Annotated in this window: 23 protein-coding genes; 9 read left to right on the top strand and 14 right to left on the bottom strand. The window is 71.5% G+C overall.

The window, feature by feature from the left end; all coding sequences use genetic code 11:
- Positions 1–46: 46 nt before the first annotated feature.
- Entirely contained in the window at positions 47–400 is a 354-nt protein-coding gene (locus PV963_RS13165) for a hypothetical protein (protein ID WP_274815853.1), read from the top strand.
- On the opposite strand, the gene PV963_RS13160 is transcribed toward PV963_RS13165, so the two are convergent.
- On the bottom strand, positions 367–1,737 hold the full coding sequence (locus PV963_RS13160; RefSeq protein WP_274815852.1) for a S28 family serine protease: 1,371 nt from the start codon (positions 1,735–1,737) through the stop codon (positions 367–369). The two genes, PV963_RS13165 and PV963_RS13160, sit on opposite strands and share 34 nt — an antisense overlap.
- 116 nt (positions 1,738–1,853) lie before the next feature.
- Positions 1,854–2,063 carry a DUF6243 family protein gene (locus tag PV963_RS13155; protein ID WP_274815851.1) on the bottom strand — a complete coding sequence of 70 codons (210 nt, stop codon included), beginning with the start codon at positions 2,061–2,063 and terminating at the stop codon, positions 1,854–1,856.
- 108 nt (positions 2,064–2,171) lie between these two features.
- Here PV963_RS13155 and PV963_RS13150 point away from each other — a divergent pair, with 108 nt between their 5' ends.
- A complete protein-coding gene (locus PV963_RS13150; protein ID WP_274815850.1) occupies positions 2,172–2,807 on the top strand; it encodes a TetR/AcrR family transcriptional regulator in 636 nt (211 codons plus the stop codon).
- On the opposite strand, the gene PV963_RS13145 is transcribed toward PV963_RS13150, so the two are convergent.
- A complete protein-coding gene (locus PV963_RS13145) occupies positions 2,786–3,685 on the bottom strand; it encodes a glycerophosphodiester phosphodiesterase (RefSeq protein ID WP_274815849.1) in 900 nt (299 codons plus the stop codon). The genes PV963_RS13150 and PV963_RS13145 overlap by 22 nt on opposite strands.
- A gap of 210 nt (positions 3,686–3,895) precedes the next feature.
- On the opposite strand from PV963_RS13145, the gene PV963_RS13140 reads away from it, so the two are divergent.
- Complete coding sequence (locus PV963_RS13140) at positions 3,896–4,630, top strand: bifunctional DNA primase/polymerase (protein ID WP_274815848.1); 735 nt, start codon at positions 3,896–3,898, stop codon at positions 4,628–4,630.
- 23 nt (positions 4,631–4,653) lie between these two features.
- On the opposite strand, the gene PV963_RS13135 is transcribed toward PV963_RS13140, so the two are convergent.
- The 4 genes from PV963_RS13135 to efeO form a co-directional block, all read right to left on the bottom strand.
- On the bottom strand, positions 4,654–5,655 hold the full coding sequence (locus tag PV963_RS13135; protein WP_274815847.1) for a hypothetical protein: 1,002 nt from the start codon (positions 5,653–5,655) through the stop codon (positions 4,654–4,656).
- A 191-nt stretch (positions 5,656–5,846) separates the two neighbouring features.
- Entirely contained in the window at positions 5,847–6,692 is an 846-nt protein-coding gene (gene efeU, locus PV963_RS13130) for an iron uptake transporter permease EfeU (RefSeq protein ID WP_274815846.1), read from the bottom strand.
- 5 nt (positions 6,693–6,697) lie between these two features.
- Positions 6,698–7,948: an iron uptake transporter deferrochelatase/peroxidase subunit gene (efeB, locus tag PV963_RS13125; protein ID WP_274815845.1), complete on the bottom strand. Its 1,251-nt coding sequence runs from the start codon at positions 7,946–7,948 to the stop codon at positions 6,698–6,700.
- Between the two features lie 12 nt (positions 7,949–7,960).
- A complete protein-coding gene (gene efeO / locus PV963_RS13120) occupies positions 7,961–9,109 on the bottom strand; it encodes an iron uptake system protein EfeO (RefSeq protein WP_274815843.1) in 1,149 nt (382 codons plus the stop codon).
- 170 nt (positions 9,110–9,279) lie between these two features.
- Here efeO and PV963_RS13115 point away from each other — a divergent pair, with 170 nt between their 5' ends.
- Positions 9,280–9,924 (top strand): PhzF family phenazine biosynthesis protein, encoded by a 645-nt coding sequence (locus PV963_RS13115; RefSeq protein WP_274815842.1) that lies wholly within the window; start codon positions 9,280–9,282, stop codon positions 9,922–9,924.
- A gap of 31 nt (positions 9,925–9,955) precedes the next feature.
- On the opposite strand, the gene PV963_RS13110 is transcribed toward PV963_RS13115, so the two are convergent.
- On the bottom strand, positions 9,956–10,603 hold the full coding sequence (locus PV963_RS13110; RefSeq protein ID WP_274815841.1) for a heme oxygenase (biliverdin-producing): 648 nt from the start codon (positions 10,601–10,603) through the stop codon (positions 9,956–9,958).
- 113 nt (positions 10,604–10,716) lie between these two features.
- Entirely contained in the window at positions 10,717–11,574 is an 858-nt protein-coding gene (map, locus tag PV963_RS13105) for a type I methionyl aminopeptidase (protein WP_274815840.1), read from the bottom strand.
- Positions 11,575–11,632: 58 nt separating this feature from the next.
- Here map and PV963_RS13100 point away from each other — a divergent pair, with 58 nt between their 5' ends.
- Positions 11,633–11,863: a hypothetical protein gene (locus PV963_RS13100; protein ID WP_274815839.1), complete on the top strand. Its 231-nt coding sequence runs from the start codon at positions 11,633–11,635 to the stop codon at positions 11,861–11,863.
- A gap of 72 nt (positions 11,864–11,935) precedes the next feature.
- On the opposite strand, the gene PV963_RS13095 is transcribed toward PV963_RS13100, so the two are convergent.
- Complete coding sequence (locus tag PV963_RS13095) at positions 11,936–12,538, bottom strand: hypothetical protein (RefSeq protein ID WP_274815838.1); 603 nt, start codon at positions 12,536–12,538, stop codon at positions 11,936–11,938.
- Positions 12,539–12,656: 118 nt separating this feature from the next.
- On the opposite strand from PV963_RS13095, the gene PV963_RS13090 reads away from it, so the two are divergent.
- The 3 genes from PV963_RS13090 to PV963_RS13080 are packed head-to-tail and all read left to right on the top strand — an operon-like array spanning position 12,657 to position 14,727.
- A complete protein-coding gene (locus PV963_RS13090) occupies positions 12,657–13,730 on the top strand; it encodes a sialidase family protein (RefSeq protein ID WP_274815837.1) in 1,074 nt (357 codons plus the stop codon).
- Between the two features lie 33 nt (positions 13,731–13,763).
- Positions 13,764–14,483 (top strand): NADPH-dependent F420 reductase, encoded by a 720-nt coding sequence (npdG, locus tag PV963_RS13085; RefSeq protein WP_274815836.1) that lies wholly within the window; start codon positions 13,764–13,766, stop codon positions 14,481–14,483.
- Positions 14,484–14,487: 4 nt separating this feature from the next.
- Positions 14,488–14,727 (top strand): hypothetical protein, encoded by a 240-nt coding sequence (locus tag PV963_RS13080; RefSeq protein WP_399169326.1) that lies wholly within the window; start codon positions 14,488–14,490, stop codon positions 14,725–14,727.
- A gap of 4 nt (positions 14,728–14,731) precedes the next feature.
- Here PV963_RS13080 and PV963_RS13075 read toward each other — a convergent pair whose 3' ends face one another.
- Positions 14,732–15,532 (bottom strand): site-2 protease family protein, encoded by an 801-nt coding sequence (locus tag PV963_RS13075; RefSeq protein ID WP_274815834.1) that lies wholly within the window; start codon positions 15,530–15,532, stop codon positions 14,732–14,734.
- 171 nt (positions 15,533–15,703) lie between these two features.
- On the opposite strand from PV963_RS13075, the gene PV963_RS13070 reads away from it, so the two are divergent.
- Entirely contained in the window at positions 15,704–18,988 is a 3,285-nt protein-coding gene (locus PV963_RS13070) for a BTAD domain-containing putative transcriptional regulator (RefSeq protein ID WP_274815833.1), read from the top strand.
- Between the two features lie 20 nt (positions 18,989–19,008).
- On the opposite strand, the gene PV963_RS13065 is transcribed toward PV963_RS13070, so the two are convergent.
- The 3 genes from PV963_RS13065 to panB form a co-directional block, all read right to left on the bottom strand.
- On the bottom strand, positions 19,009–19,824 hold the full coding sequence (locus PV963_RS13065; RefSeq protein ID WP_274815832.1) for an ABC transporter permease: 816 nt from the start codon (positions 19,822–19,824) through the stop codon (positions 19,009–19,011).
- On the bottom strand, positions 19,821–20,840 hold the full coding sequence (locus PV963_RS13060) for an ATP-binding cassette domain-containing protein (RefSeq protein ID WP_274815831.1): 1,020 nt from the start codon (positions 20,838–20,840) through the stop codon (positions 19,821–19,823). The genes PV963_RS13065 and PV963_RS13060 overlap by 4 nt, the downstream gene beginning before the upstream one ends.
- 132 nt (positions 20,841–20,972) lie before the next feature.
- Positions 20,973–21,848: a 3-methyl-2-oxobutanoate hydroxymethyltransferase gene (gene panB / locus PV963_RS13055; RefSeq protein WP_274815830.1), complete on the bottom strand. Its 876-nt coding sequence runs from the start codon at positions 21,846–21,848 to the stop codon at positions 20,973–20,975.
- Positions 21,849–21,855: the final 7 nt, after the last annotated feature.

Genomic DNA, 21,855 nt, shown 5'->3' with positions numbered 1-21,855 from the left:
CGCCCTCGGGCGTGAGTAATGCGCACCACAGAAACGGGAGGAACCTTTGAAGAAGCTTCTGATCGCCCCGCTGGCGGTGGCGGCCCTGGCCCTGGCCGGGTTCGTGCCGAGTGCCTCCGGCACGGCGACCGTGCAGAGCGACGACATGACCACCGTCGCGGCCACGGCGAAGTGCAAGAGCCTCACGGCACTTTCGAACGTCAATGTGCGCAAGTCGGCCAGCACCAAGTCGACCATCCTGCGCCTCTGGTACAAGGGCACCAAGGGCTGTGACATCAAGGGCGTCGACGGCGGCTCGTACAAGAACGCCTGCGGGATCAAGAGCTACCACTACTGGCGCAAGGTCAACTACCGCGGCACCGTGGGCTACGTGCCCAACGTGTGCGTGAAGTACTCCTGACCGGCCCAGCGGAACAACGCCTCCTCCGCCGACGCCCGGTCGGCGGGGGACAGGTTCGCGATCTCGATGTTGTGGTTGCCTCCCGGGACCCAGAGGACCGCGGAGTCGCGGCCGCCGGGGTTGAAGTACTCGGCCACGGAAGGGTCCTGGGTGCCGTTGACGAACAGCAGCCGGCTGCCATGGCGGCGGACCCAGCGGTCGATGTCCGGCATGGCTGCCGCGTCGAAGGCCATGGGGATGTCCCGGGGGACGAAGTTGCGCGCCTCGATGCCGCCGGAGTGGCGCATCAGGTCCGCCACATGGCCGGTGGGGACATCGCCGTACCCCAGCTGCGTGCCGATCTGGTACCAGTACGGGACGTACCGCCGCGCCGCCGTGTCGGCGTAGAGAGGCAGCCCCGCCGTGTCGTGGAGCCAGGTGTACAGCTCGTCGGCCGTCGCCTCCGGGCCGGGGATCGTGGCGGCGTCGGCCGCGCTGCCCCGCTGCCAGAACATGAACAGCACGCGCAGTACGGCGATCTCGAAGGCCTGGTCGGCGCTGCCGATGATGCGGAAGGTGTCGTTGCCCGCGGCCGCCCAGGCCTCGTAACGGGCGACCATCTCGGCCCGGTCGAGCAGCAGCCGCCGCTGTGCGGACCTGACGGCCTCGCGGCCTGCCGGGGTGCCGACCGTCTCCAGGAAGCGCAGGTGGGCGGAGTCGTCGCGGTCGTCGACGTTGTTCGGAGCCGAGTAGACCACCGTGCCGTCCACGTCCTGGGGGTGGAAGCGGCGGTGGTAGACCGTCGCCATGCCGCCCTTGCTGCTGCCGGTGGAGATCCACGCACCGGGGTAGAGCCGGCGGAAGAGGCGGACGACGCGGTGGTGGTCGTCGGCGGCCTGGCGGATCGTGAGACGGGCGTAGCCGGTCCCTGCCGGGCGTGACGTGCCGAAGTAGCGGTGTTCCACCTGGAGTTGGTTGGCACCGAGCAGGATCGTCGGTTCACTCCGCCAGGGCGAGACGACCGCGTGGTAGCCCGTGGTGGTGAGGACCATGGGGCGGTCGGCGGCGGTGTGCAGCAGGGTGAGGCGCTGCTCGAAGGTGCCGGCCGCGGGGTTCCTGTGGTCGACCGGCTGGCTCAGGCCCAGGACGAAGTGCCGGTAGCCCGGTTCGGCGTCCTGCCGCTCCTCGATCAGGCGCAGTCCGGGCAGTGCCCGCAGCGCGTCCGCGATGTCGCCGGTGCCGGGCCGCGCCGCTCGGGCCGCCGCCCGGGCGGGCAGGGCCGTCGCCGCGACGAGACCCGCCGCCGAGACGGCCGTCGCCGCCGAGGTGAGCACTCGTCGTCTGGTCCACACACGCATCGTGAGTCCTCCCGGGCGTCCGTCGGTCGCGGTTTCTCGGCCGCTTCAGCACATCCGCCGGACGCCCCTGGAGGATCCCGCGCGCGAGGGGACCGTCTCCCCCGGGCGGGGGAGGCTCACGAGGACTCGTCGGTCGTACGGCCCTCCCGTCGTTCCTGCTGCTGTCGCTTCTCCTGGAGCTTGCGCAGCAGTTCGCGCTTGTGGGCCTGCGGATCGAGGCCGCCGCCGATCCGGCCGCCCCGGCCGCCGCCGCGTAGCGCCTTGCGGCCGAGCTTCTGGCGCGATCCGCCGATACCCAGCAGGTTTCCGGCTCCGCCCCGGGCCATGTCGGGCTCCTTTCCCACGTCCGGTCAGTGACGAGACGGTTCGTCTCGTACGTACCGCTCCACTGTCCGGCGAGACGCTCCGTCTTGTCAACCTGATAAATTCGACCCATGTCCGCACAGAAGTCCGCTCAGCCCGCCAAGCCCGCCCCCGACTCCACCCGGCGCAGCGAGAAGTCCCGCCGCGCCATCTACGCCGCCGCCCTCTCGCTCGTCGTGGAGGTCGGCTACCCGAAGACCACCGTCGAGGGCATCGCCGCCCGCGCCGGTGTCGGGAAGCAGACGATCTACCGCTGGTGGTCGTCGAAGGCGGACGTGCTGATGGAGGCGTTCCTCGACCTGGGCGAGCAGTCCCTGCGGGAGGCGGGTCCGGTGCCGTACGTCTTCCCCGACACCGGCGACCTCGCCACCGACGTCAAGGGCGTCCTGCGCGCCACCGTCGACCAGCTGCGCGACCCGAGGTACGAGGCGCCGTCCCGCGCGCTGGCCGCCGAGGGCGTCGTCAACGAGCAGCTCGGACGCGAGCTCGTCGCCAAGCTGATGCAGCCCTCACTCGACCTCTACATCGGCCGGCTGCGCGCCGCACAGGACGCCGGCCAGGTGCGGCCCGAGATCGACCCGCGCATCGCCCTGGAGTTCTTCATCTCCCCGCTCGCCCAGCGCTGGCTCCAGCACACGGGCCCGATCTCCTACGAGTACACCGACACCCTCGTCGACTACGCCCTTCACGGCCTCGCGCCCCGCTGAGCGGCCCGCGCGAGGCGGCCCGGCGTGTCCGTGATCACCCCGTCGCAGCCCAGCGCCAGCACCCGGTCCCGCTGCGCGTCCGTCACCACGGTGTGCGCCCACACGCGCCGGATCCCCGACTTCACCGCCCGCACCAGGTCCGCGTCACGCGCCCGGTGGTCCACGTCCAGCAGGTCCACGTACGGCCGCCAGCGCTCCGGGCGGTCCGTGCGCAGTTGCCGCGCCGAGCGCCACAACTGGGCGAGCAGGCCCAGGTGATGGGCACGCCGGGCCACCTCCGGGTCGTTGGAGTTCACGAACACCGAGCGATTCAGGCCACGGGCCCGGATCAGCCCGGCCAGCCGGTCGAGGCTGCGCGGGTCCTTCGCCTCCAGCATCAGCACGATCCGCCCGCCGAAACGATCCAGCACCTCCGCGACCGTCGGCGGCCGTTCCGACCGCCAGCTGCCGGGCAGCGCGTCCTTCGGGCGCAGCCGGACGCCCTGCCACTCCCGGGCGTCGAGGCCGCGCACCTCGCCGCCCAGGTAGGTGGTGCGGTTCAGCGTCTCGTCGTGGAACACCACGGGCGTTCCGTCGCGCAGCAGCCGCGTGTCGAAGTCCAGCACCTGCGCCGTACCGCGCTCGTAGGCGGCCATCAGCCCCGTCATGCTGTTCTCGGGGACCTCGCGGGCACCGCCGCGGTGGGCGACGTACGTGGTGCGCGGGAGCGCCGCCACGGTCAGGGGGCCGGTGCCCCACTCCAGCGGGCGGGTGCGTCCCTCCGGCGGACGGATGCCCGCCGGCAGAGCCGGGGCGACGCCGGCCGCCGGTCCCGTGAGGGTCAGCGAGACCACGGAAGCCGCGGAGGCGAGGCCCGTCAGCGCGATCCTTGTGACCATGGCGACCACGGTAGGGCGGCATGTCACGGCAAAGCGGGCAATGACACCCGATCATGGTGCGGAGTACGCCTCGCCCCACGGGCATGTGCCTCGCCCCACCGGTGCATGTCTCGGCCCTCCTGCCCCGGATGTGGGCACTGGCCCCCCGGCGCGCGGGAAGATGGGACCATGAGGCATGCTGTTCCGCACGACAGCGAGGCGAGGGGATAGATGAGCGCGGAGTACGGCGGCCGGACCGGTCTGCAGGGCAAACTCACCCAGTGGCTGCGCGCCGGGCGCCGGCCGAAGGAGACCGCCGGTGACGGCGGCCGTGAGGACCTGCTGCTCGCCGCCGCCGGCGCTGGACTGCCGCTCGCGCCCGCCGCCCACCCGGCCGGCTACCGCTGCTCCTGCGACCGCGTGGGCTGTCCCACCCCGGCCCGGCATCCGGTGTCCTTCGCCTGGCAGACGCAGTCGACCACCGACCGCGCCCAGATCGAACGCTGGGCCCGCCATCAGCCGCAGGCCAACTTCATCACCGCGACCGGCATGGTGCACGACGTCCTCGACGTGCCCCTGGATGCCGGTCGCAGTGCGTTGGAGCGGCTGCTCGCCGACGGTGTCGAGGTCGGGCCCGTCGCCGAGAGCGACGACGGCCGCATGCTGTTCTTCACCCTCACCCGCGGGACGCCCGAGGACGAGGACGAGTGGTGGCCGTGCGAACTGGACTGCCACCCCGAGACGATGGACGAGCACCCCGGTCTGCGGTGGCACTGCCGCGGCTCCTACGTCCTCGTACCGCCGGCGCGGCTGCCCGGTGAGGACCAGACCGTGCACTGGGTGCGCGGGCCCGAGCATCCGCTGCCGGATCCGCTGAGCCTGCTGGAGACCCTGACCGAGGCCGGTGCCCGGTACGCCGGTGAGGACGCCGACCACGCCGGGGCGGCCTGGCCGCTGCGGCACTGAGCCGCCCCGGCTCTGTCCTGTCCCTACGAGCCTTCCGCCGACGTCATTCCCTGGATCCGGCCGAGGATCGTCACCTGCTGGTTGCCGCTGCCCTTCGGCGGGTCCAGCGCCACCTCGTTGGAGACGAACTCCATCATGAGGGACTGCTTGATCTCGCCGGTCGTCAGCGCGAGGACGTCCTTGTTGGGGACGGGGAACGACGTGCCCGCGTAGGCCGTCTGCTTCTCGAAGTGCCGTGTGGTGAAGAACACCAGCGCGCCGCCGTCCGCCGTGCGCAGGGCGAGGGGCTGGTAGTCGCCGTTCGTCAGCGGTTCGTCGATGTACTGGGTGACCAGGCCCGGCTTCTTGGAGTTCTTCTTGCGCAGGGCGCGCCACTGGCTGGTGTGGGAGCCGTCCGAGAAGGTGTCTCCACCGTTCTTGAGGTAGGCCGTGTAGTCCTGGCTCAGGTCGCCGGGGGCGGCGGCCAGGCCGGTCGAGTTCACCGGGACGGACTCGGCCCAGCCGTCCGCGTCCTTCTTGAACTCCGGGACCTTGCCCGGTGCGACGAGGGTGAGATACGCGACCTGGAAGGGGTCGTCCAGGCTGCTGCGGGTGAACACGAGCAGCCAGCGGGCCGTGCCGCCCTTGTTGCCGACCGCGTCGACGAGGAACCAGCGGGGCCAGCCGGCCTTCTTGGGAATCGTGTACTTCGCGTCCGTCAGCTTCAGGGGCGTGTGGTTCGGGTTGCCGTCCGGGCTGTTCGTCTTCCCGGCCTTCAGGCGTGCCGAGTCGATGTCGGCCAGGGCGCCGGTGGTGTGGTCGGCGTCCAGGGAGGCGTCGTAGGCCTTGTCGGCCTCGTTGTACGCGGTCGTGAACTCCTGGAGGGCCTTGGCGGCTTCGGCGCGGGTGGTGGACGGGAGGATCTCCCGCTCGCCGTGCACCACGACGCATCCGCTCGCCGTCAACGACAAAGCGGTCACCGAGGCCGCTATGAGGGCGCTCCGGGCGGACCTGCGGAGCGTTCGAGGGTCGCGATCCCTGCTCATCGGGTTCCTTCACCTTCCCCTTTCCGGAGGCGAACCCTACCGGGTGCCTCCGGCGGTTGGGCGGGGGGTGTGCCTGCGCCCTAGCTGCGGGCAGTCGTGCCGCTTGGGGCGGCACCCGTCCCAAAGAAGCGGCACCCCGCTCCGCCGGGTTGCGGACCCACTCGGCCTAAGCAGCAACGCCGAGTGCCTCGTCACGCCCTGTCGCGCACCGGTGTTGTCGTGGTCCGGCCGCGTCCGAAACCCGCCGGTGACAGGAACAGTGCCAGGGTCGGGATCAAGTACAGCAGCCACACCACGACTTGGAGCACCGTCGGGTCCGGCTGGAAGTTGAACACGCCCTTGAGCAGCGTGCCGTACCAACTGTCCGGAGGAATCGTGCCGGAGATGTCGAAGGCCTTGTCGTTGAGGCCGGGCAGGAAGTCCGCCTCCTGGAGGTCGTGGAAGCCGTACGCCAGTACGCCCGCCGCGACGACGACCAGCATGCCGCCGGTCCACGTGAAGAACCGGGCGAGATCGATACGCAGGGCGCCCCGGTAGAACAGCCAGCCCAGGAGGATCGCCGTCAACAGGCCCAGCGCGACACCGAGCAGGGGCCGCGGCGTGCCGTCGCTCGCCGCGTGGACCGAGGCCCAGACGAACAGGGCCGTCTCCAGGCCCTCCCGGCCCACGGCCAGGAACGCCGTGGCGACCAGCGCGCCCGTACCCATGGCGAGGGCCGCGTCCAGCCTCCCGTGCAGCTCCGACTTCAGATGCCGGGCGGTGCGTCGCATCCAGAACACCATCCACGTCACCAGACCGACCGCGAGGATCGACAGGGACCCGCCGAGCGCCTCCTGCGCCTGGAACGTCAGCTCCTGGGAGCCGAATTCGAGGGCGGAGCCGAAGCCCAGCGCGAGGGCGACGGCGACGCCGATGCCGGTCCAGATGGGTTTGAGTGCGTCCCTGCGGTCCGTCTTGACCAGGTAGGCGATGAGGATGCAGACGACGAGGCTCGCCTCCAGCCCCTCGCGCAGACCGATCAGGTAGTTGGAGAACATCGGGTCTACGCCTCCTCGGAGAACAGCGTCCGGCCCCACCAGTCGTCCTTGTCGCGAACGCCTGGCGGGATCGCGAAGAGCGCCGAACCCACGTGCTGGATGTACTCGTTGAGCGCGTCCGTGGCCAGGTTGCGCTGGATGGGGATGAAGCCCTTGCGGACGTCCCGCTGGTAGGCCAGGAAGAACAGGCCCGCGTCCAGGCGGCCCAGTCCGTCCGTGCCGTCGGTGAAGGAGTAGCCCCGGCGCAGGATCGTCGCCCCGTGGTTGGCGTCGGGGTGCGCGAGCCGGACGTGCGCGTCGGGCTTCATCGCCTTCAGGAACGGCTCGTCGCGCTCCTTCGCCTTGCCGACCGGGGCACCCTCGCCCTTGTCACGGCCGAAGATGTCCTCCTGCTCCTGGAGCGAGGTGCGGTCCCACGTCTCGATGTGCATGCGGATGCGGCGGGCGACGAGGTAGGAGCCGTTCGTCATCCAGGCCGGACCGTCCTTCTCGTCCACCCACACGAACTTCTTCAGCCGGTCCGTCTCCGTGCCCGCGATGTTGCGGGTGCCGTCCTTGAAGCCCATCAGGTTGCGCGGCGTCTGCGCCTCGGGCGTCGTCGACGACGTCTTGCCGAAGCCGAGCTGCGACCAGCGGATGACGACCTTGCCGAAGCCGATGCGGGCCAGGTTGCGGATGGCGTGCACGGCGACCTGCGGGTCGTCCGCGCAGGCCTGGACGCACAGGTCGCCTCCGCTGCGGTTCTCGTCGAGGTTGTCGCCCGCGAACTTCGGCAGGTCCACCAGGGCGGCCGGTCGTCGCTCCGCCAGGCCGAACTTCCCGAACAGACTCGGGCCGAAGCCGATCGTGAGGGTCAGGCGGGAGGGCTTGAGGTCCAGGGCCTCGCCGGTGTCGTCGGGGGGTGCCTCGGGCAGGCCGCCGTAACCGCCCTTGCCCACCGGCTGCCCGGCCGTCATGCGGCGGGCGGCCCGCGTCCAGTCCTTCAGCAACTGGACGAACTCCGCCCGGTCGTCGGTCGTCACGTCGAACGCGGCGAAGTGCAGCCGGTCCTGGACGGGCGTAGTGATGCCCGCCTGGTGCGAGCCGTGGAAGGCGATCGCGGTTCCGGCGTCCGGCCCGCCGTCCTCGTCCGTGCGGGCCATCGCCACCGCTCCGCCCGCCGCGGCGGCGCCGAGGGCCAGACCCGCGCCACCCCAGCCGAGCAGGGAGCGCCGGGAGGGGGACGGTGTGTGGTTGTCGTTGCTGGTGTCCGTCATGGGCGCGGTCCTCTACTTCACGACGGCGGCAGCGAGCTTCGACAGGGGCTCCGCCAGCGCGTTGACCGCGTCCGAGAGCTCCTTGCGGTCGGCCTTGCCGACCTTGTCGTACGAGGTGAAGTCGTACGACGTCGTGTCCGGGCGGTACTTGTCGAGCAGCGTGTTCAGGGCGGCGAACTGCCTGTCCAGTTCCGTGGTGAGGGCCTTGTCGTTCTCCTGCGCGACCGGCCTCAGCAGCTCGTACGACTTCTGCGCGCCCTCGACGTTGGCCTTGAAGTCGACCAGGTCGGTGTGCGAGTAGCGCTCCTCCTCGCCGGTGACCTTGCCGGTGGCGACCTCGTCGAGGAGTTCCTTGGCGCCGTTGGCCATGGAGGTCGGGGTGATCTCGGCCTTGCCTACGCGGTTCTGCCAGTCCTTCAGGTCGCTGATCAGCCGATCGGCCAGCTCCTTCTCGCGGTCGCCGATCTTCTTGTCCTGCCAGAGGGCCTTCTCCAGGCGGTGCCAGCCGGTCCAGTCGGTGGCCGGGTCCTGGCCGGCTTCGAGGCCGTCCTCGCGGACGTCGACCTTGGGGTCGATGTCGCCGAAGGACTCGGCGACCGGCTCGGTGCGCTCCCAGCCGATGCGGGAGGGGGCGTACGCCTTCTTCGCGGCCTCCAGGTCGCCGTCCTTGACGGCCTGGGCGAAGGTTTCGGCCTTGGGCAGTGTCTCGTCGGCCTGTGCCTGGGCGTAGGCGCGGTAGGCCGCAACGGCCTTGTCCAGGCGCGGATCACGCTGGATCGTCCTGCCGCCGGTGGCCTTGACGGTCTGGCGGATGCCGTCGCCCTTCATCCCGGGCTTGCAGGCGATCTGGTAGTCGCCGGCCTTCACCTCGGCGGTGACCCGCTGCTTGGTGCCGGGGCCTATGTTCTCCCGCTCCGTGACCACACGGTCGTCGGGGAAGAGCACATAGACCTCGGTGACCTTGGAACCCTTGTTCTCGACGGCGAGTTCGACGTGCCCGGCCGGGAACTCCTTCTTCGACACCTCGCACTTGTCGTCCGTCGCCGTCACATGGACGACGTGGTCGCCCTCCTGGGCGCTGCTCTTCTCCGTGCAGCCGGTGACGGCGGTCAGAGCCGCCGCGGCGGCGATCGCGGCGGAAACGGGTCTGGCGGGTCGCATGAGGGCTCCAGGAGGGCAGGGAAGGTGAGGCTCACCTAAGGCACATAAGGATTGCTTAAGTGGCTCAAAATCGCCCTCATGAGGCGGTCAAGGGACGGTCAAGATCGCGACTGGGAGCGGTCCGGCCACCTGGGACGCCCTGGCCGCCCGGGCGATGCTTGAATGCCCCCGTGACTGACTACGACGTGCTCCGCGTCTTCTGCGGGCCGAACGGTGGATACGGCAACGAGCTCGGTGTCGTGCGCGAGGGCTCGGTGCTGCCCGAGCGGAGTGACCGGCAGGAGTTCGCCGCGAAACTCGGGTTCAGTGAGACCGTGTTCGTCGACGACCCCGAGCGCGGTGTGATCGACATCTACACGCCGACCCTGCGCCTGCCCTTCGCCGGGCACCCGTGTGTCGGGACGGCCTGGCTGCTCGACGTGCCCGAGCTGGTCACGCCCGCCGGGGTGGTCGGGGCCCGGCAGGACGGGGAGTTCTGCTGGATCGAGGCGCGGGCGGAGTGGGTGCCGCAGCGCACCCTGCGGCAGTACGGCAGCGCCGCCGAGGTCGACGATCTGGCCGTGCCGCCGCCGGGGGAGTGGGTGTACGCCTGGGCGTGGGAGGACGAGCCGGCCGGACGGGTGCGGGCCCGGGCCTTCCCCGGGCGCGGTGACGGGATCGACGAGGACGAGGCGACCGGGGCGGCGGCCCTGCTGCTCACCGACCGGCTCGGCCGGGCCCTCAACATCACCCAGGGCGCGGGCTCCCAGATCCTGACCGCGCCCCAGCCGGGCGGATGGACCGAGGTCGGCGGCCGGGTCCACCTCGAACGCTGAACCTGGGCGTGACCACTCATTCTTCGTCCGGTCACGCCGACAGCGGGAACTCCTCGCCCAGCGCCTGGAACACCGTGTTGTTCAGCGCGTACGCCCGCTTGCACTCGGACACGATCCGCTGTCGCTCCAGCTCGTCACCGGGCACCGCGTCCAGCAGCTCCCAGTAACGCCGCTTGAAGGCGGCCGGGTTGGGGATCTGCTCGAACACGTAGAAGCGGACCCCGTCGCCCTTCTTCGGGAAACCCCACGTCCTCTCGGCCGTGTCGCGGATGATCTGCCCGCCGGAGAGGTCGCCGAGGTAGCGCGTGTAGTGGTGGGCGACGTAGCCGGCCGGCCAGGTGCGGGCGCAGTCGGAGATCCGCCGCGCGTACTCCAGGGTGGCGGGCAGCGCGCTGACGCCCGATCGCCAGTCGGGGCCGCGCAGGTACTCCAGATCCTGTTCCAGCGAGGCCATCCGGAACAGTTCCGGGCGGACGAAGGGGCCGGCCACCGGATCCCCGGCCAGGCGCTCGGCGCCGGACTCCAGCGCCCCGTACACGAACCACAGCTGCTCCGTGTAGCGGGCGAACGCGTCGACCCCCAGTTTGTGCCCCAGCAGGTCGCTCAGGAACGTCGAGCCCCTGACCTCCTCGTGCTGCTCGCGGGAAGCCGTCCGAATGAGGGTCGAGAAGGATTCCATGGGCACATCCTCTTTGGTAAGGCTTACCTAAGTCAAGAGATTTGCCGACGACCTGTCGGTAAAAGACTACAAGAGAAAGCCCGCCCTCGCGGGGCGGGCTCGGTGATCGATGATCAGGGCAGCGTCAGGATCTCCGCGCCCGTCTCCGTCACCACCAGCGTGTGCTCGAACTGGGCCGTCCGCTTCCGGTCCTTCGTCACGACCGTCCAGCCGTCGTCCCACATGTCGTACTCGTGTGTCCCGAGCGTCAGCATCGGCTCGATCGTGAACGTCATCCCGGGCTGGATGACCGTCGTCGCGTGCGGGCTGTCGTAGTGCGGGATGATCAGGCCCGAGTGGAACGCGCTGTTGATGCCGTGGCCGGTGAAGTCCCGGACCACCCCGTAGCCGAAGCGCTTGGCGTACGACTCGATGACCCGGCCGATGATGTTGATCTGCCGACCCGGCTTGACCGCCTTGATCGCCCGGGCGAGGGACTCCCGGGTCCGCTCCACCAGCAGCCGCGACTCCTCGTCGACGTCTCCGACCAGGTAGGTCGCGTTGTTGTCGCCGTGCACACCGCCGATGTACGCCGTCACGTCGAGGTTGACGATGTCGCCGTCGCGCAGGACCGTCGAGTCCGGGATGCCGTGGCAGATGACCTCGTTGACCGAGGTGCACAGCGACTTCGGGAAGCCCCGGTAGCCGAGCGTCGAGGGATAGGCGCCGTGGTCGCACATGTACTCGTGCGCCACCTTGTCCAGCTCGTCCGTGGTCACCCCCGGGGCGATCAGCTTCGCGGCCTCCGCCATCGCCCGGGCGGCGATCCGGCCGGCGACCCGCATCGCCTCGATCGTCTCGGGCGTCTGCACCTCCGGTCCGGTGTACGGCGTCGGCGCGGGCTTGCCGACGTACTCGGGGCGGCGGATGTTTCCGGGCACGGGACGGGTGGGGGACAGCTCCCCCGGGACGAGCAGCGACTGGCCAGACATGCCAGCGAGTCTAACCAGCGGCCACGGGGGAACATGACGGTGGCGAGAGGAGCTGGTCATGGCCCTGTTCAAGAAGCGGACGGTCGGCAAGCCGGGCGAGTGGTACTACTGCCTGGAGCACAAGAAGGTCGAGGAGGGGCCGGAGTGCCCGGGCAAGGACCGGTTCGGACCGTACGCCTCCCGCACGGAAGCCGAACACGCGATGGAGACCGCCCGAGCACGCAACCTCCAGTGGGAGAACGACCCCAAGTGGCACGACGCCCCGGCGGGCGGCCGGAACGACGAGTAGGCGCATCCCGGCGGCTGCGTACCCCGGCGGCTGCGCGCCGTTCGCGCAGCCGCACCACCGGCGAAGCCGGTCCTACCAGCGCGCCGGCGGCGGGGCCGTCAGGTATTCCGCCAGCCTCGACACCCTGTCCCGGAAGCGGCGGCGGCCGCGTGGCGTCGGCAGCGCGTTCTCCCCGGCCGCCGCGCTGACCAGGTGCTGGACCGTGTCCAGGTCCAGCTCCGAGCCGTCGGGGACGGCCAGCGCCTCATGGGCCATGGCCGGCAGCTCGCCCTCACCGGGGCCGAGGGACAGCACCGTCGCCCCGGCGCGCCGCGCGTCGGACACCCGTTCGAGGAGAGGTGCGGCGGGCCCCTCGGGGGACACCAGCAGCAGTGTCTCGCCCCGCCGGGCCGCCTCCAGCCGCCCGAGGCCGACCGCCAGATGCGCCGGATCCGAGGGGCGCGCGTCATGCCGTACCAGCATCGGGGCCAGCTCCGGCGTGCCCGACCAGGCCGCCTCGTCCACCAGATGCGCCGCCAGGTGCCACGGCTCGTACTCCGGCGTGCCGACGAGCAGCAGCCCGCCGCCGTGCGACACCACCGACCCCCGCAGCGCACCGGCGAACCGCCGCGTGGCGCCCAGCCATTCCGTCCCGGCGAGCACTTCCCGAAGCAGCGCGACCCGTACGGCATCCATGCGCCCGCATCCTGCCCCAACCGGTCACTCGTGATGTGGAATTCACCACGAATTCGCCCGGCTTGGGCAGATGGACCGGTCATCCGTACCGTCGTCGAACGCCCGGAGGAACCCGCCGATGACCCAAACCAGCGTCCCCTTCCGCGCGGGCCGGGAGGGATACGCCAGCTTCCGCATCCCCGCCGTCGTCGCCACGGGCAACGGCACCCTGCTCGCCTTCTGCGAGGGCCGCGTCGGCTCCCGGGACGACTTCGGGAACATCGACGTCGTACTCAAGCGCTCCACGGACGGCGGCCGCACCTGGAGCCCGCTCCTGGTCGCCGCGAAGAACGGCGACGCCCTCGCCGGCAACCCGGCCCCCGTCGTCCTCGACACCGGCCGCGTCCTCCTCGTGCACGTACGCAACGCCGCCCTCGCCACCGAGGACGCCATCCGGCGCGGCAAGGTGAGCGCGGCCGACGGGCGCCGGGTCTGGGTGCAGCACAGCGACGACGACGGCCTCACCTGGTCCGCGCCGAAGGAGATCACCCAGGAGACGAAGGAACCGCACTGGCGCTGGTACGCCACCACCCCCGGCCACGCCCTCCAGCTGAGCACGGGCCGGATCGTCGTCCCCGCCAACCACTCCCTGCCGCCCACCGGCACGGACAACGGCACCGAGGGCAGATACAACGGCGGTCACTGCCTGCTCAGCGACGACCGGGGCGCGACCTGGCGGATCGGCTACGTCGACGACAACACCGACGGCTACATCAACGCCAACGAGACCACCGCCGCCGAACTCCCCGACGGCCGCGTGTACTTCAACACCCGCAACGACTCCCCGTCGCCGGGCACCCGGGCCGACGCCCACTCGGTCGACGGCGGCCAGACCCTGGTGAAACCCTTCCGTCCGCAGGCGGGTCTGTCCGCTCCCGTGTGCCAGGCGAGCGTCCTCCAACTCCGCGACCCCGACGTGCTGCTCTACTCCGGCCCGGCCGACCCGGGCTTCCGCGCCCTGATGACGATCCGCGCCTCCACCGACGGCGGCACCACCTGGCGCCCGGCCCACACCGTGGACGGCCTGCCCGCCGCGTACTCCGACCTCGTGCGCGTCGACGCGGACACCGTGGGCCTGCTGTACGAGACCGGCGACTTCAGCGCCTACGAGACCATCGCCTTCCGCCGGGTGCCCGTGGCGGAGCTGACCTGAGCCGATGACCGCGGCGGACGTAGAGTCTGGGCCATGACCTCTACCGACAGTGCTGCCACCGACAACGCCCAGAAGGCCCCCGCCAAGGACCCCTGGGACCTGCCCGACGTCTCCGGACTCGTCGTCGGGGTGCTCGGCGGGACCGGGCCGCAGGGCAAGGGTCTCGCCTACCGGCTCGCCAAGGCCGGGCAGAAGGTGATCATCGGCTCGCGCGCGGCCGACCGCGCCCAGGCCGCCGCGGAGGAACTCGGGCACGGTATCGAGGGCGCCGACAACGCCGAGACCGCGCGCCGCAGCGACATCGTGATCGTCGCCGTGCCGTGGGACGGCCACGGCAAGACGCTGGAGTCCCTGCGCGAGGAACTGGCCGGGAAGCTCGTCGTCGACTGCGTCAACCCGCTCGGCTTCGACAAGAAGGGTGCCTACGCGCTCAAGCCCGAGGAGGGCAGCGCCGCCGAGCAGGCCGCCGCCCTGCTGCCGGACTCCCGGGTCACGGCCGCCTTCCACCACCTGTCGGCCGTGCTGCTCCAGGACCCGGAGATCGACGAGATCGACACCGACGTGATGGTGCTCGGCGAGGTCCGTGCCGACGTCGAGATCGTGCAGGCCCTCGCCGGGCGCATCCCCGGCATGCGCGGCATCTTCGCCGGGCGGCTGCGCAACGCCCACCAGGTGGAGTCGCTGGTGGCGAACCTGATCTCGGTGAACCGCCGGTACAAGGCGCACGCGGGGCTCCGCGTCACGGACGTATGACGGCATGGGGGACACTGGAGGGCACCAGCAGTGCCCGCAGTGTCCCCCGACAGGAGTCGACCGAATGCCCCGCCTCGCCCTCTACGCCCTGATCGTCTGTCTCCTCGCCGTGGCCGCGGCCGTGGTCTCCTTCATGGAGGGCAGCTGGCTGGGGATCGTCTGGGTGCTGCTGGCGGGCCTGTCGTCCAACATGTGCTGGTACTACGTGAAGCGGGGCAAGGCGCAGAAGTCGGTCACGGGCTGACCTGTCAGGGAGCGGCCGAGCAGAACTCGTTCGAGCCCTGCCAGAAGCGGTACAGCTCCTGACCGCAGTAGGTCTCCAAGTCGCTGATCCCGAGGGACTTCAGGATCGAGTCGACCACGTCGAAGAACACGCCGTTGACCGCCGGCAGCCACAGCAGCGCGAACACGAACAGCAGGCCGAACGGCGCGAACGGCTCCACCTGCCGTCGGATGCCGTACGACAGCCAGGGCTCGATGACGCCGTAGCCGTCCAGGCCCGGCACCGGCAGGAAGTTCAGCAGCGCGGCCGTCACCTGGAGCAGCGCGAGGAAGGCCAGGGCGAACCGGAAGTCGCTCGGCACGCCGTCCAGCGCGTCCAGCCAGAACGGGGCCGTGCAGACGATGGCGAACAGCACGTTCGTCAGCGGGCCGGCGGCCGAGATCAGACTGTGCTTCCAGCGGCCCCGGATCCGCCCCCGCTCGATGAACACCGCGCCGCCCGGCAGCCCGATCCCGCCCATGATCACGAAGATCACCGGGAGGACGATGCTGAGCAGCGCGTGCGTGTACTTCAGCGGGTTCAGCGTGAGGTAGCCCTTCGCGCCGACCGAGATGTCGCCGCTGTGCAGGGCGGTGCGCGCGTGCGCGTACTCGTGCAGGCACAGGGAGACGATCCAGGCCGCCGTCACGAAGAGGAACACGGCGACCCCGGGCTGCTGCGCGAACCCGGTCCAGGTCGCCCATCCCGTGACCGCCGTCACGGCCAGAATCCCGACGAAGACGGGACTGATCCGCCGCTCACTGTGGCGGCTGGTGGCGGTGGTCATGGGACTCCCTGCAGTCTCGAACACGCGATGGGACGGCCCGACGGTACCGGGCGCAGGGGGAAAACGTCTCGCGCGGGGCGGTCGGTTCCGGGGGCGCGGGGGCATCGGCCGGTCCCGTGCCGCCCGCCGCGCCGCCGAACTCCGTGACCGGCTCTCGGCGTAGCGGGGACAATGGTCCCCGTGCGCTACCGCATCCTCGGCACCACGCAGGCGCTCCGCACCGACGGCACGGTCGTCCCGGTGGGCGGGGCGCGGCTGCGTGCGCTGCTGACCGTGCTGGCCCTGCGGGCCGGCCGTACCGTGCCCGTGGGGCTGCTCGTCGACGAGGTGTGGGGCGGCGAGCCGCCCGCCGACGCCCCGGGGGCGCTCCAGGCGCTGGTCGGGCGGTTACGGCGGGCGCTCGGGGCGGACGCGGTCGCCTCCGCCGAGGGCGGGTACCGGCTCACCGCCTCGCCCGACGACATCGACCTGCACCGGTTCGAGCGGCTGGCCGGTGAGGGGCTGCGGGCCCTGGCCGACGGCGACCCCGCCAAGGCGGCCGTGGTCCTGGACGACGCCCTCGAACTGTGGCGCGGCCCGGCCCTCACCGACCTCCCCGACCGCGCCGCCGAGGCGGCCCGCCGGGACACCCGCCGCCTGGACGTGCTGCGCGCCCGGCACAGCGCCGCCCTCGCCCTCGGCCACGCCGAGCAGTCCCTGCCGGAACTGACCGCCCTGTGCGACAGCCACCCCTTGGACGAGCCCTTCCAGACCCTGCGCCTGTGCGCCCTGCGCGACGCCGGCCGCACGGCGGAGGCGCTGGAGGCGTACGAGGACGTGCGGCGGCTGCTCGCGGACCGGCTCGGGGCCGACCCGGGACCGGAACTGCGCTCCCTGCACGCGGAGTTACTGAAGCCGGGAGACGACAGCGCCGTGTCCGCGCCCGCCGCGGACGCCCCGGCCGCCGGCAACCTGCGCGCCCGGCTCACCTCCTTCATCGGCCGCGAGAGCGACATCGAGACCATCCGTGGCGATCTCACCGCCGCCCGCCTGGTGACGCTGCTCGGACCCGGCGGGGCCGGCAAGACACGGCTGTCGCAGGAGGCCGCCGAGACCGTACGGCACGCCATGCCGGGCGGTGTGTGGCTGGCCGAGCTCGCCCCGGTCGACGACCCCGCCGCCGTACCGGAGGCCGTGCTCACCGCCGTCGGCGCCCGCGAGACCGTGCTGTACGGCGCCAGCGCCGAGGGCATCCGGGCCGCCGTCGCCGACCGGCTCGACGACCCCGTCGAGCGGCTCGCCGAGCACTGCTCCAGACCGCGCATGCTGCTGATCCTCGACAACTGCGAGCACGTCGCCGAGGCCGCCGCCCGGCTCGCCGAAAAACTGCTGGAGCGCTGCCCCGGCCTGACCGTCCTCGCCACCAGCCGGGAACCCCTCGGCGTGCCGGGGGAGTTGCTGCGGCCCGTGGAGCCGCTGCCCGAGCCGGTCGCGCTGCGACTGCTCGCCGACCGGGGCGCGGCGGCCCGGCCCGGCTTCCGGATCGACGACGACCCCGAGGCGTGCGCGGAGATCTGCCGGCGCCTGGACGGTCTGCCGCTGGCCATCGAACTGGCCGCCGCCCGGCTGCGGATGCTGACGCCACGCCAGATCGCCGACCGGCTCGACGACCGCTTCCGTCTCCTCACCTCCGGCAGCCGCACCGTCCTGCCCCGCCAGCAGACCCTCAGAGCCGTCGTCGACTGGTCCTGGGACCTGCTCGACGAGGACGAACGGGACGTCCTGCGGCGGCTGTCGGTGTTCGCGGGCGGCTGTGACCTGCCCGCCGCCGAGGCGGTGTGCGGACCGGCCGCCCTGGAGGCGCTCGGCTCCCTGGTCGACCGCTCCCTGGTCGTGGCCACGCCGCCCGGCGAGTCGGGCGACGGCGAGATGCGCTACCGGCTGCTGGAGACCGTCGCCGAGTACGCCGCCGAGCGGCTGGAGGAGTCCGGGCAGCGCGCCGACGCCGAGCGCGCCCACCTGACGTACTTTCGCGAACTCGCCCGCACCACCGACCCGTTGCTGCGCGGCCCGGACCAGCTCGCCGCGATCCGCCGGCTGGAGCGGGAGTACGAGAACCTGCGCACCGCCCTGCGCCACGCCGTCGCCCTGCGCGACGAGCAGGAGGCGCTGTGCCTGACGCTGTCCCTCGTCTGGTACTGGCAGATGCGCGACCTGCGCATCGAGGCCCGCAACTGGTGCCGCGAGGTCATGGCCCTCGGCCCCGACCCCTTCACCGAGCCAGTCCGCCCCGCCGCCCCGGTCCGGCAGCGCTGCACCGACGCCCCGCCCCCGATGGCCGGAGAGGTCCTGTGGGAGGCCCGGCGCGGTGTCCATCTGGCCCATCTCGCCTGTATGGACACCGAACTGGACGCCTGGCAGAACCCGCGCTCCCAGCAGAAGCTGCGGACCATCTCCCTGACCTACGAGCCCGGCCTGCCGCAGAACTGCCGGCTCCCCGGCCTGCTCTGGTTCTTCGCCGTGATGCTGACCGGCGACATGGCGCGGCTGCGCGTCATCATGGACGCGTCCATCCGCACCTGCCGGGAGACCCCGGGCTTCGACTGGGAGCTGGCCTCCGGCCTCCAGATGCGGGCCAACTTCCTCGCCAACCGCACCGACTGGGCGGGCGACGCCGCCCGCGACGCCGACGAGTCGCTGGAGATCTACCAGCGCCTCGGTGACGCCTGGGGCACCGCCGAGGCCCTCTCGGCGCGCGCCGAGGCCCATGAACGCAAGGGTGCCTACTCCCTGGCCGCCGCCGACTACGAGGCGGCCATCGCACACGCCGAACGCGTCGGCGCCCGCGCCCAGGCGGCCGTCCTCGCCGCCCGGCTGGGCAGCGCGCTGCTGGAGGCGGGCGAGGGCGAGCGCGGCGAGCGGCTGCTGCGCGAGGTGATCGCGGCGCGCGAGGACGCGCACAGCGAGGCCATGCCCGCCGCCCGTCTCTTCCTGGCCGGCCGGCTCGGCATGACGGGCCGCGTCCCCGAGGCGCGCGAGCAACTGCGGCGGCTGCGCCAGGACTTCCGTATCGCCCACTTCATCGTCTTCGACGCGTTCATCCTCGGCGCGGAGGCCTGGCTGGACGCCGTGGAGGGGCGTCACGAGGCGTGCCTGGACCTGATCAGCAGGGCACTGGAGCGGGCGGCCGATCCGCTCTCGGCGGCCATCGCACCGCATATGCGCGCGGTGTACCTGACCATCGCCGCCGGGTCCCTGGCCGGCCTCGACGGCGGTCACCGCGCCCGGGACGCGGCCCGCTGCCTCGGCGCCGCCGACGCCCTGCTGCCGTCCGGGCACGTCCCCGCGCGGCAGGAGCGCGAGGCGCGCGAGCGGGCGGAGCGGCGGGCGCGGGCGGTGCTCGGCGACACGGCGTACGAGTCCGCGTACGCGGAAGGCGGCGGCCTCTCCCCCGAGGAGGCCACCGCCCTGCTCTGACGCGGACCCGTCCCGCCCGGTCAGCTCTTGGTGCGGAACTTGTGGATCGCGACGGGCGCCATCACGGCCGTGATCGCCACCGACCAGCCGAGGGTCACCCACAGGTCGTGCGCGACCGGCCCGCCCACCATCAGACCGCGTGCGGCGTCCGCCAGCGTCGACAGCGGGTTGTAGTCGGTGAACGCCTGCAGCCAGCCCGGCATCGACGTCGTCGGCGCGAAGATCGACGAGCCGAACTGGAGCGGGAACAGCACCAGGAAGCCCATCGCCTGCACCGACTGCGCGTTCTTCAGGATCACGCCCAGGGTCAGGAACACCCACATGATCGACGAGGCGAACGCCGTGGACAGGGCCACGGTCGCGAACAGCCCCGGCCAGTTGGTGATCTCGAACCCCACCGCGACGGACACGATCATCAGCACGGCGGTCGCGAACAGCATCCGCAGCAGCTCCACCGATATCTTCGCGAACAGCACCGAACCGCGCCCGATCGGCAGGGACCGGAAGCGGTCCATGACACCGGAGTTGAAGTCCTGGCTGAAGCCGGTGCCGACGCCCTGGGACAGCGTCATGCTCATCATCGCGATCATGCCGGGGATCACGTACTGCACGTACTGGTCCTGCCCGCCGCCCAGCGCCTGCCCGATCGAGCCGCCGAAGACGAACACGAACAGCAGGGTGAAGATGACCGGCATCAGCAGTGCGTCGGCCATCGACTCCGGGTCCTTGCGGATCCACAGCAGGTTGCGGCGGATCAGGGCACCGGTGTGACGCAGATGGCCACGCAGCGGGATACGGGCGTCCGCCTCGGCGTCGTGGATGGTGACGGCGCTCATGCGGCGGCCTCCTGAAGGTCTTCGGCGGGCACGGCGTCCTGCGGGGCACTGGCACGGTGGCCGGTGAGGGACAGGAACACCTCGTCCAGGCTGGGCAGTTCGGTGGTGATGGCGGAGAGCGTGATGTCGCGCGAGGTGACCGCGCCGACCACGGCGGTCAACTGCTCGTCGCTGAGGATCGGCACGAGGACGTCACCCCGGTCGGTGTCCACGGTCGTGGTGGCGAGCCCGGTGATCCCCAGCTCGTCCAGCGCGGCGGCCAGCGGCCGCAGCTGCGTCGGATCGGCCGGGCGGATCCGCAGCGCCCGGCCGCCGACCTTCGCCTTCAGCTCCTCGATGGCACCGCCCGCGATGACCTGGCCGCGGTCGACGACCGTCAGCTCCGAGGCGAGCTGCTCGGCCTCCTCCATGTACTGGGTGGTGAGCAGCACGGTGACCCCGTCGCCGACCATGCGCTTCACCTCGTCCCACACCTCGTTGCGGGTGCGCGGGTCGAGCCCGGTGGTCGGCTCGTCCAGGAAGAGCACGGCCGGTGCCCCGATCATGGATGCGGCCAGGTCCAGCCGCCGCCGCATGCCCCCGGAGTACGTCGCCGCCGGCCGCTTGGCCGCCTCGGTCAGCGAGAAGCGCTCCAGCAACTCGTCGGCCCGCCTGCGGGCCTCCTTGCGGGACACGTCGAGCAGCCGCCCGATCATGTACAGGTTCTCCCAGCCCGAGAGCTTCTCGTCCACGGAGGCGTACTGTCCCGTGAGTCCGATCACCCGCCGCAGCTGCCGGGGCTGCCGTACGACGTCGTAGCCGGCGACGGTGGCCCGGCCCGTGTCGGGAGCGAGCAGCGTGGACAGGATCCGTACGAGGGTCGTCTTCCCGGCCCCGTTCGGCCCGAGCACCCCCATGACGGTGCCCTCCCGCACATCCAGGTCGACCCCGTCCAGTGCCTTGGTCTCGCCGTAGTGCTTCACCAGCCCCCGCACGGTCACAGCGGCGCCGCCGGCGTTCTTGTCGATTCGCGTCATGCCCCTGACGGTGTCAGCTCCCACCGACAAACCACCGACAGATCACCGACAGGGGTCTTCGCGGCACCGACAGAACGCGGCAGCCCGCCGACGGGGGACGATCGGCGGGCTGCCCGTGGTACCGCAGTGGCTCTAGTGGACGGAGTGCTCCTCCTGCGGGAACGTTCCGCCGACGACGTCCTCGGCGAACGCCTTCGCGGCGTCGCCCATGACCGCACGCAGATCGGCGTACTGCTTCACGAACTTCGGCACACGCCCACCGGTCAGACCCAGCATGTCGGTCCACACCAGCACCTGCGCGTCCGTCTCGGGCCCCGCCCCGATCCCGACGGTCGGGATGTGCAGCACCCGTGTCACCTCGGCCGCCAGCTCCGCCGGAACCAGCTCCAGCACCACGGCGAACGCGCCCGCGTCCTGCACGGCCTTGGCGTCCCGCAGCAACTGCTGGGCCGCCTCCTCGCCGCGGCCCTGCACGCGATAGCCCATCGAGTTGACGGACTGCGGGGTCAGGCCGATGTGTGCCATGACCGGGATGCCGGACTCGACGAGCAGCCGGATCTGCTCGTGCGACCGCTCGCCTCCCTCCAGCTTCACGGCCTGTACGCCCGCCTCCTTCACCAGCCGGGTCGCCGAGCGCAGCGCCTGCACCGGACCCTCCTGGTAGGAGCCGAAGGGCAGGTCGCCGACGATCAGGGCGCGCGAGGTGCCCCGTACGACCGCCGCCGACAGCATGGTCATCTCGTCGAGGGTGACGGGCACGGTCGACTCGTACCCGAGGTGGCAGTTGCCCGCCGAGTCGCCGACGAGCATGACCGGGATCCCGGCCTCGTCGAAGACGGACGCGGTCATGGCGTCGTACGCGGTGAGCATGGGCCACTTCTCGCCGCGCTCCTTGGCGGCGGCGATGTCCCGCACGGTGATGCGGCGGGTCCCCTTGCCTCCGTACAGCGTCTTGCCGCTGTCGGAGGACTTCTTCTGAGCACTCTGGGCAGCCGGAAGCTGCGTCATTGCACGG

Origin of the sequence: Streptomyces coeruleorubidus (genome assembly GCF_028885415.1) — a bacterium.
GTDB lineage: Bacteria > Actinomycetota > Actinomycetes > Streptomycetales > Streptomycetaceae > Streptomyces > Streptomyces coeruleorubidus_A.
This window is presented reverse-complemented; position numbering and strand designations above follow the sequence as displayed.

Excerpts from the sequence above, each read along its gene's own strand:
- efeU (WP_274815846.1), bottom strand. The coding sequence starts at position 6,692 with ATGTTCTCCAACTACCTGATCGGTCTGCGCGAGGGGCTGGAGGCGAGC.
- panB (WP_274815830.1), bottom strand. The coding sequence starts at position 21,848 with ATGACGCAGCTTCCGGCTGCCCAGAGTGCTCAGAAGAAGTCCTCCGAC.
- map (WP_274815840.1), bottom strand. The coding sequence starts at position 11,574 with ATGTCTGGCCAGTCGCTGCTCGTCCCGGGGGAGCTGTCCCCCACCCGT.
- PV963_RS13155 (WP_274815851.1), bottom strand. The coding sequence starts at position 2,063 with ATGGCCCGGGGCGGAGCCGGAAACCTGCTGGGTATCGGCGGATCGCGC.
- PV963_RS13070 (WP_274815833.1), top strand. The coding sequence starts at position 15,704 with ATGGTCCCCGTGCGCTACCGCATCCTCGGCACCACGCAGGCGCTCCGC.
- PV963_RS13095 (WP_274815838.1), bottom strand. The coding sequence starts at position 12,538 with ATGGATGCCGTACGGGTCGCGCTGCTTCGGGAAGTGCTCGCCGGGACG.
- PV963_RS13100 (WP_274815839.1), top strand. The coding sequence starts at position 11,633 with ATGGCCCTGTTCAAGAAGCGGACGGTCGGCAAGCCGGGCGAGTGGTAC.
- efeO (WP_274815843.1), bottom strand. The coding sequence starts at position 9,109 with ATGCGACCCGCCAGACCCGTTTCCGCCGCGATCGCCGCCGCGGCGGCT.
- PV963_RS13135 (WP_274815847.1), bottom strand. The coding sequence starts at position 5,655 with ATGAGCAGGGATCGCGACCCTCGAACGCTCCGCAGGTCCGCCCGGAGC.
- PV963_RS13090 (WP_274815837.1), top strand. The coding sequence starts at position 12,657 with ATGACCCAAACCAGCGTCCCCTTCCGCGCGGGCCGGGAGGGATACGCC.
- efeB (WP_274815845.1), bottom strand. The coding sequence starts at position 7,948 with ATGACGGACACCAGCAACGACAACCACACACCGTCCCCCTCCCGGCGC.
- PV963_RS13145 (WP_274815849.1), bottom strand. The coding sequence starts at position 3,685 with ATGGTCACAAGGATCGCGCTGACGGGCCTCGCCTCCGCGGCTTCCGTG.
- PV963_RS13080 (WP_399169326.1), top strand. The coding sequence starts at position 14,488 with ATGGGGGACACTGGAGGGCACCAGCAGTGCCCGCAGTGTCCCCCGACA.
- npdG (WP_274815836.1), top strand. The coding sequence starts at position 13,764 with ATGACCTCTACCGACAGTGCTGCCACCGACAACGCCCAGAAGGCCCCC.
- PV963_RS13160 (WP_274815852.1), bottom strand. The coding sequence starts at position 1,737 with ATGCGTGTGTGGACCAGACGACGAGTGCTCACCTCGGCGGCGACGGCC.
- PV963_RS13065 (WP_274815832.1), bottom strand. The coding sequence starts at position 19,824 with ATGAGCGCCGTCACCATCCACGACGCCGAGGCGGACGCCCGTATCCCG.
- PV963_RS13075 (WP_274815834.1), bottom strand. The coding sequence starts at position 15,532 with ATGACCACCGCCACCAGCCGCCACAGTGAGCGGCGGATCAGTCCCGTC.
- PV963_RS13140 (WP_274815848.1), top strand. The coding sequence starts at position 3,896 with ATGAGCGCGGAGTACGGCGGCCGGACCGGTCTGCAGGGCAAACTCACC.
- PV963_RS13150 (WP_274815850.1), top strand. The coding sequence starts at position 2,172 with ATGTCCGCACAGAAGTCCGCTCAGCCCGCCAAGCCCGCCCCCGACTCC.
- PV963_RS13060 (WP_274815831.1), bottom strand. The coding sequence starts at position 20,840 with ATGACGCGAATCGACAAGAACGCCGGCGGCGCCGCTGTGACCGTGCGG.
- PV963_RS13110 (WP_274815841.1), bottom strand. The coding sequence starts at position 10,603 with ATGGAATCCTTCTCGACCCTCATTCGGACGGCTTCCCGCGAGCAGCAC.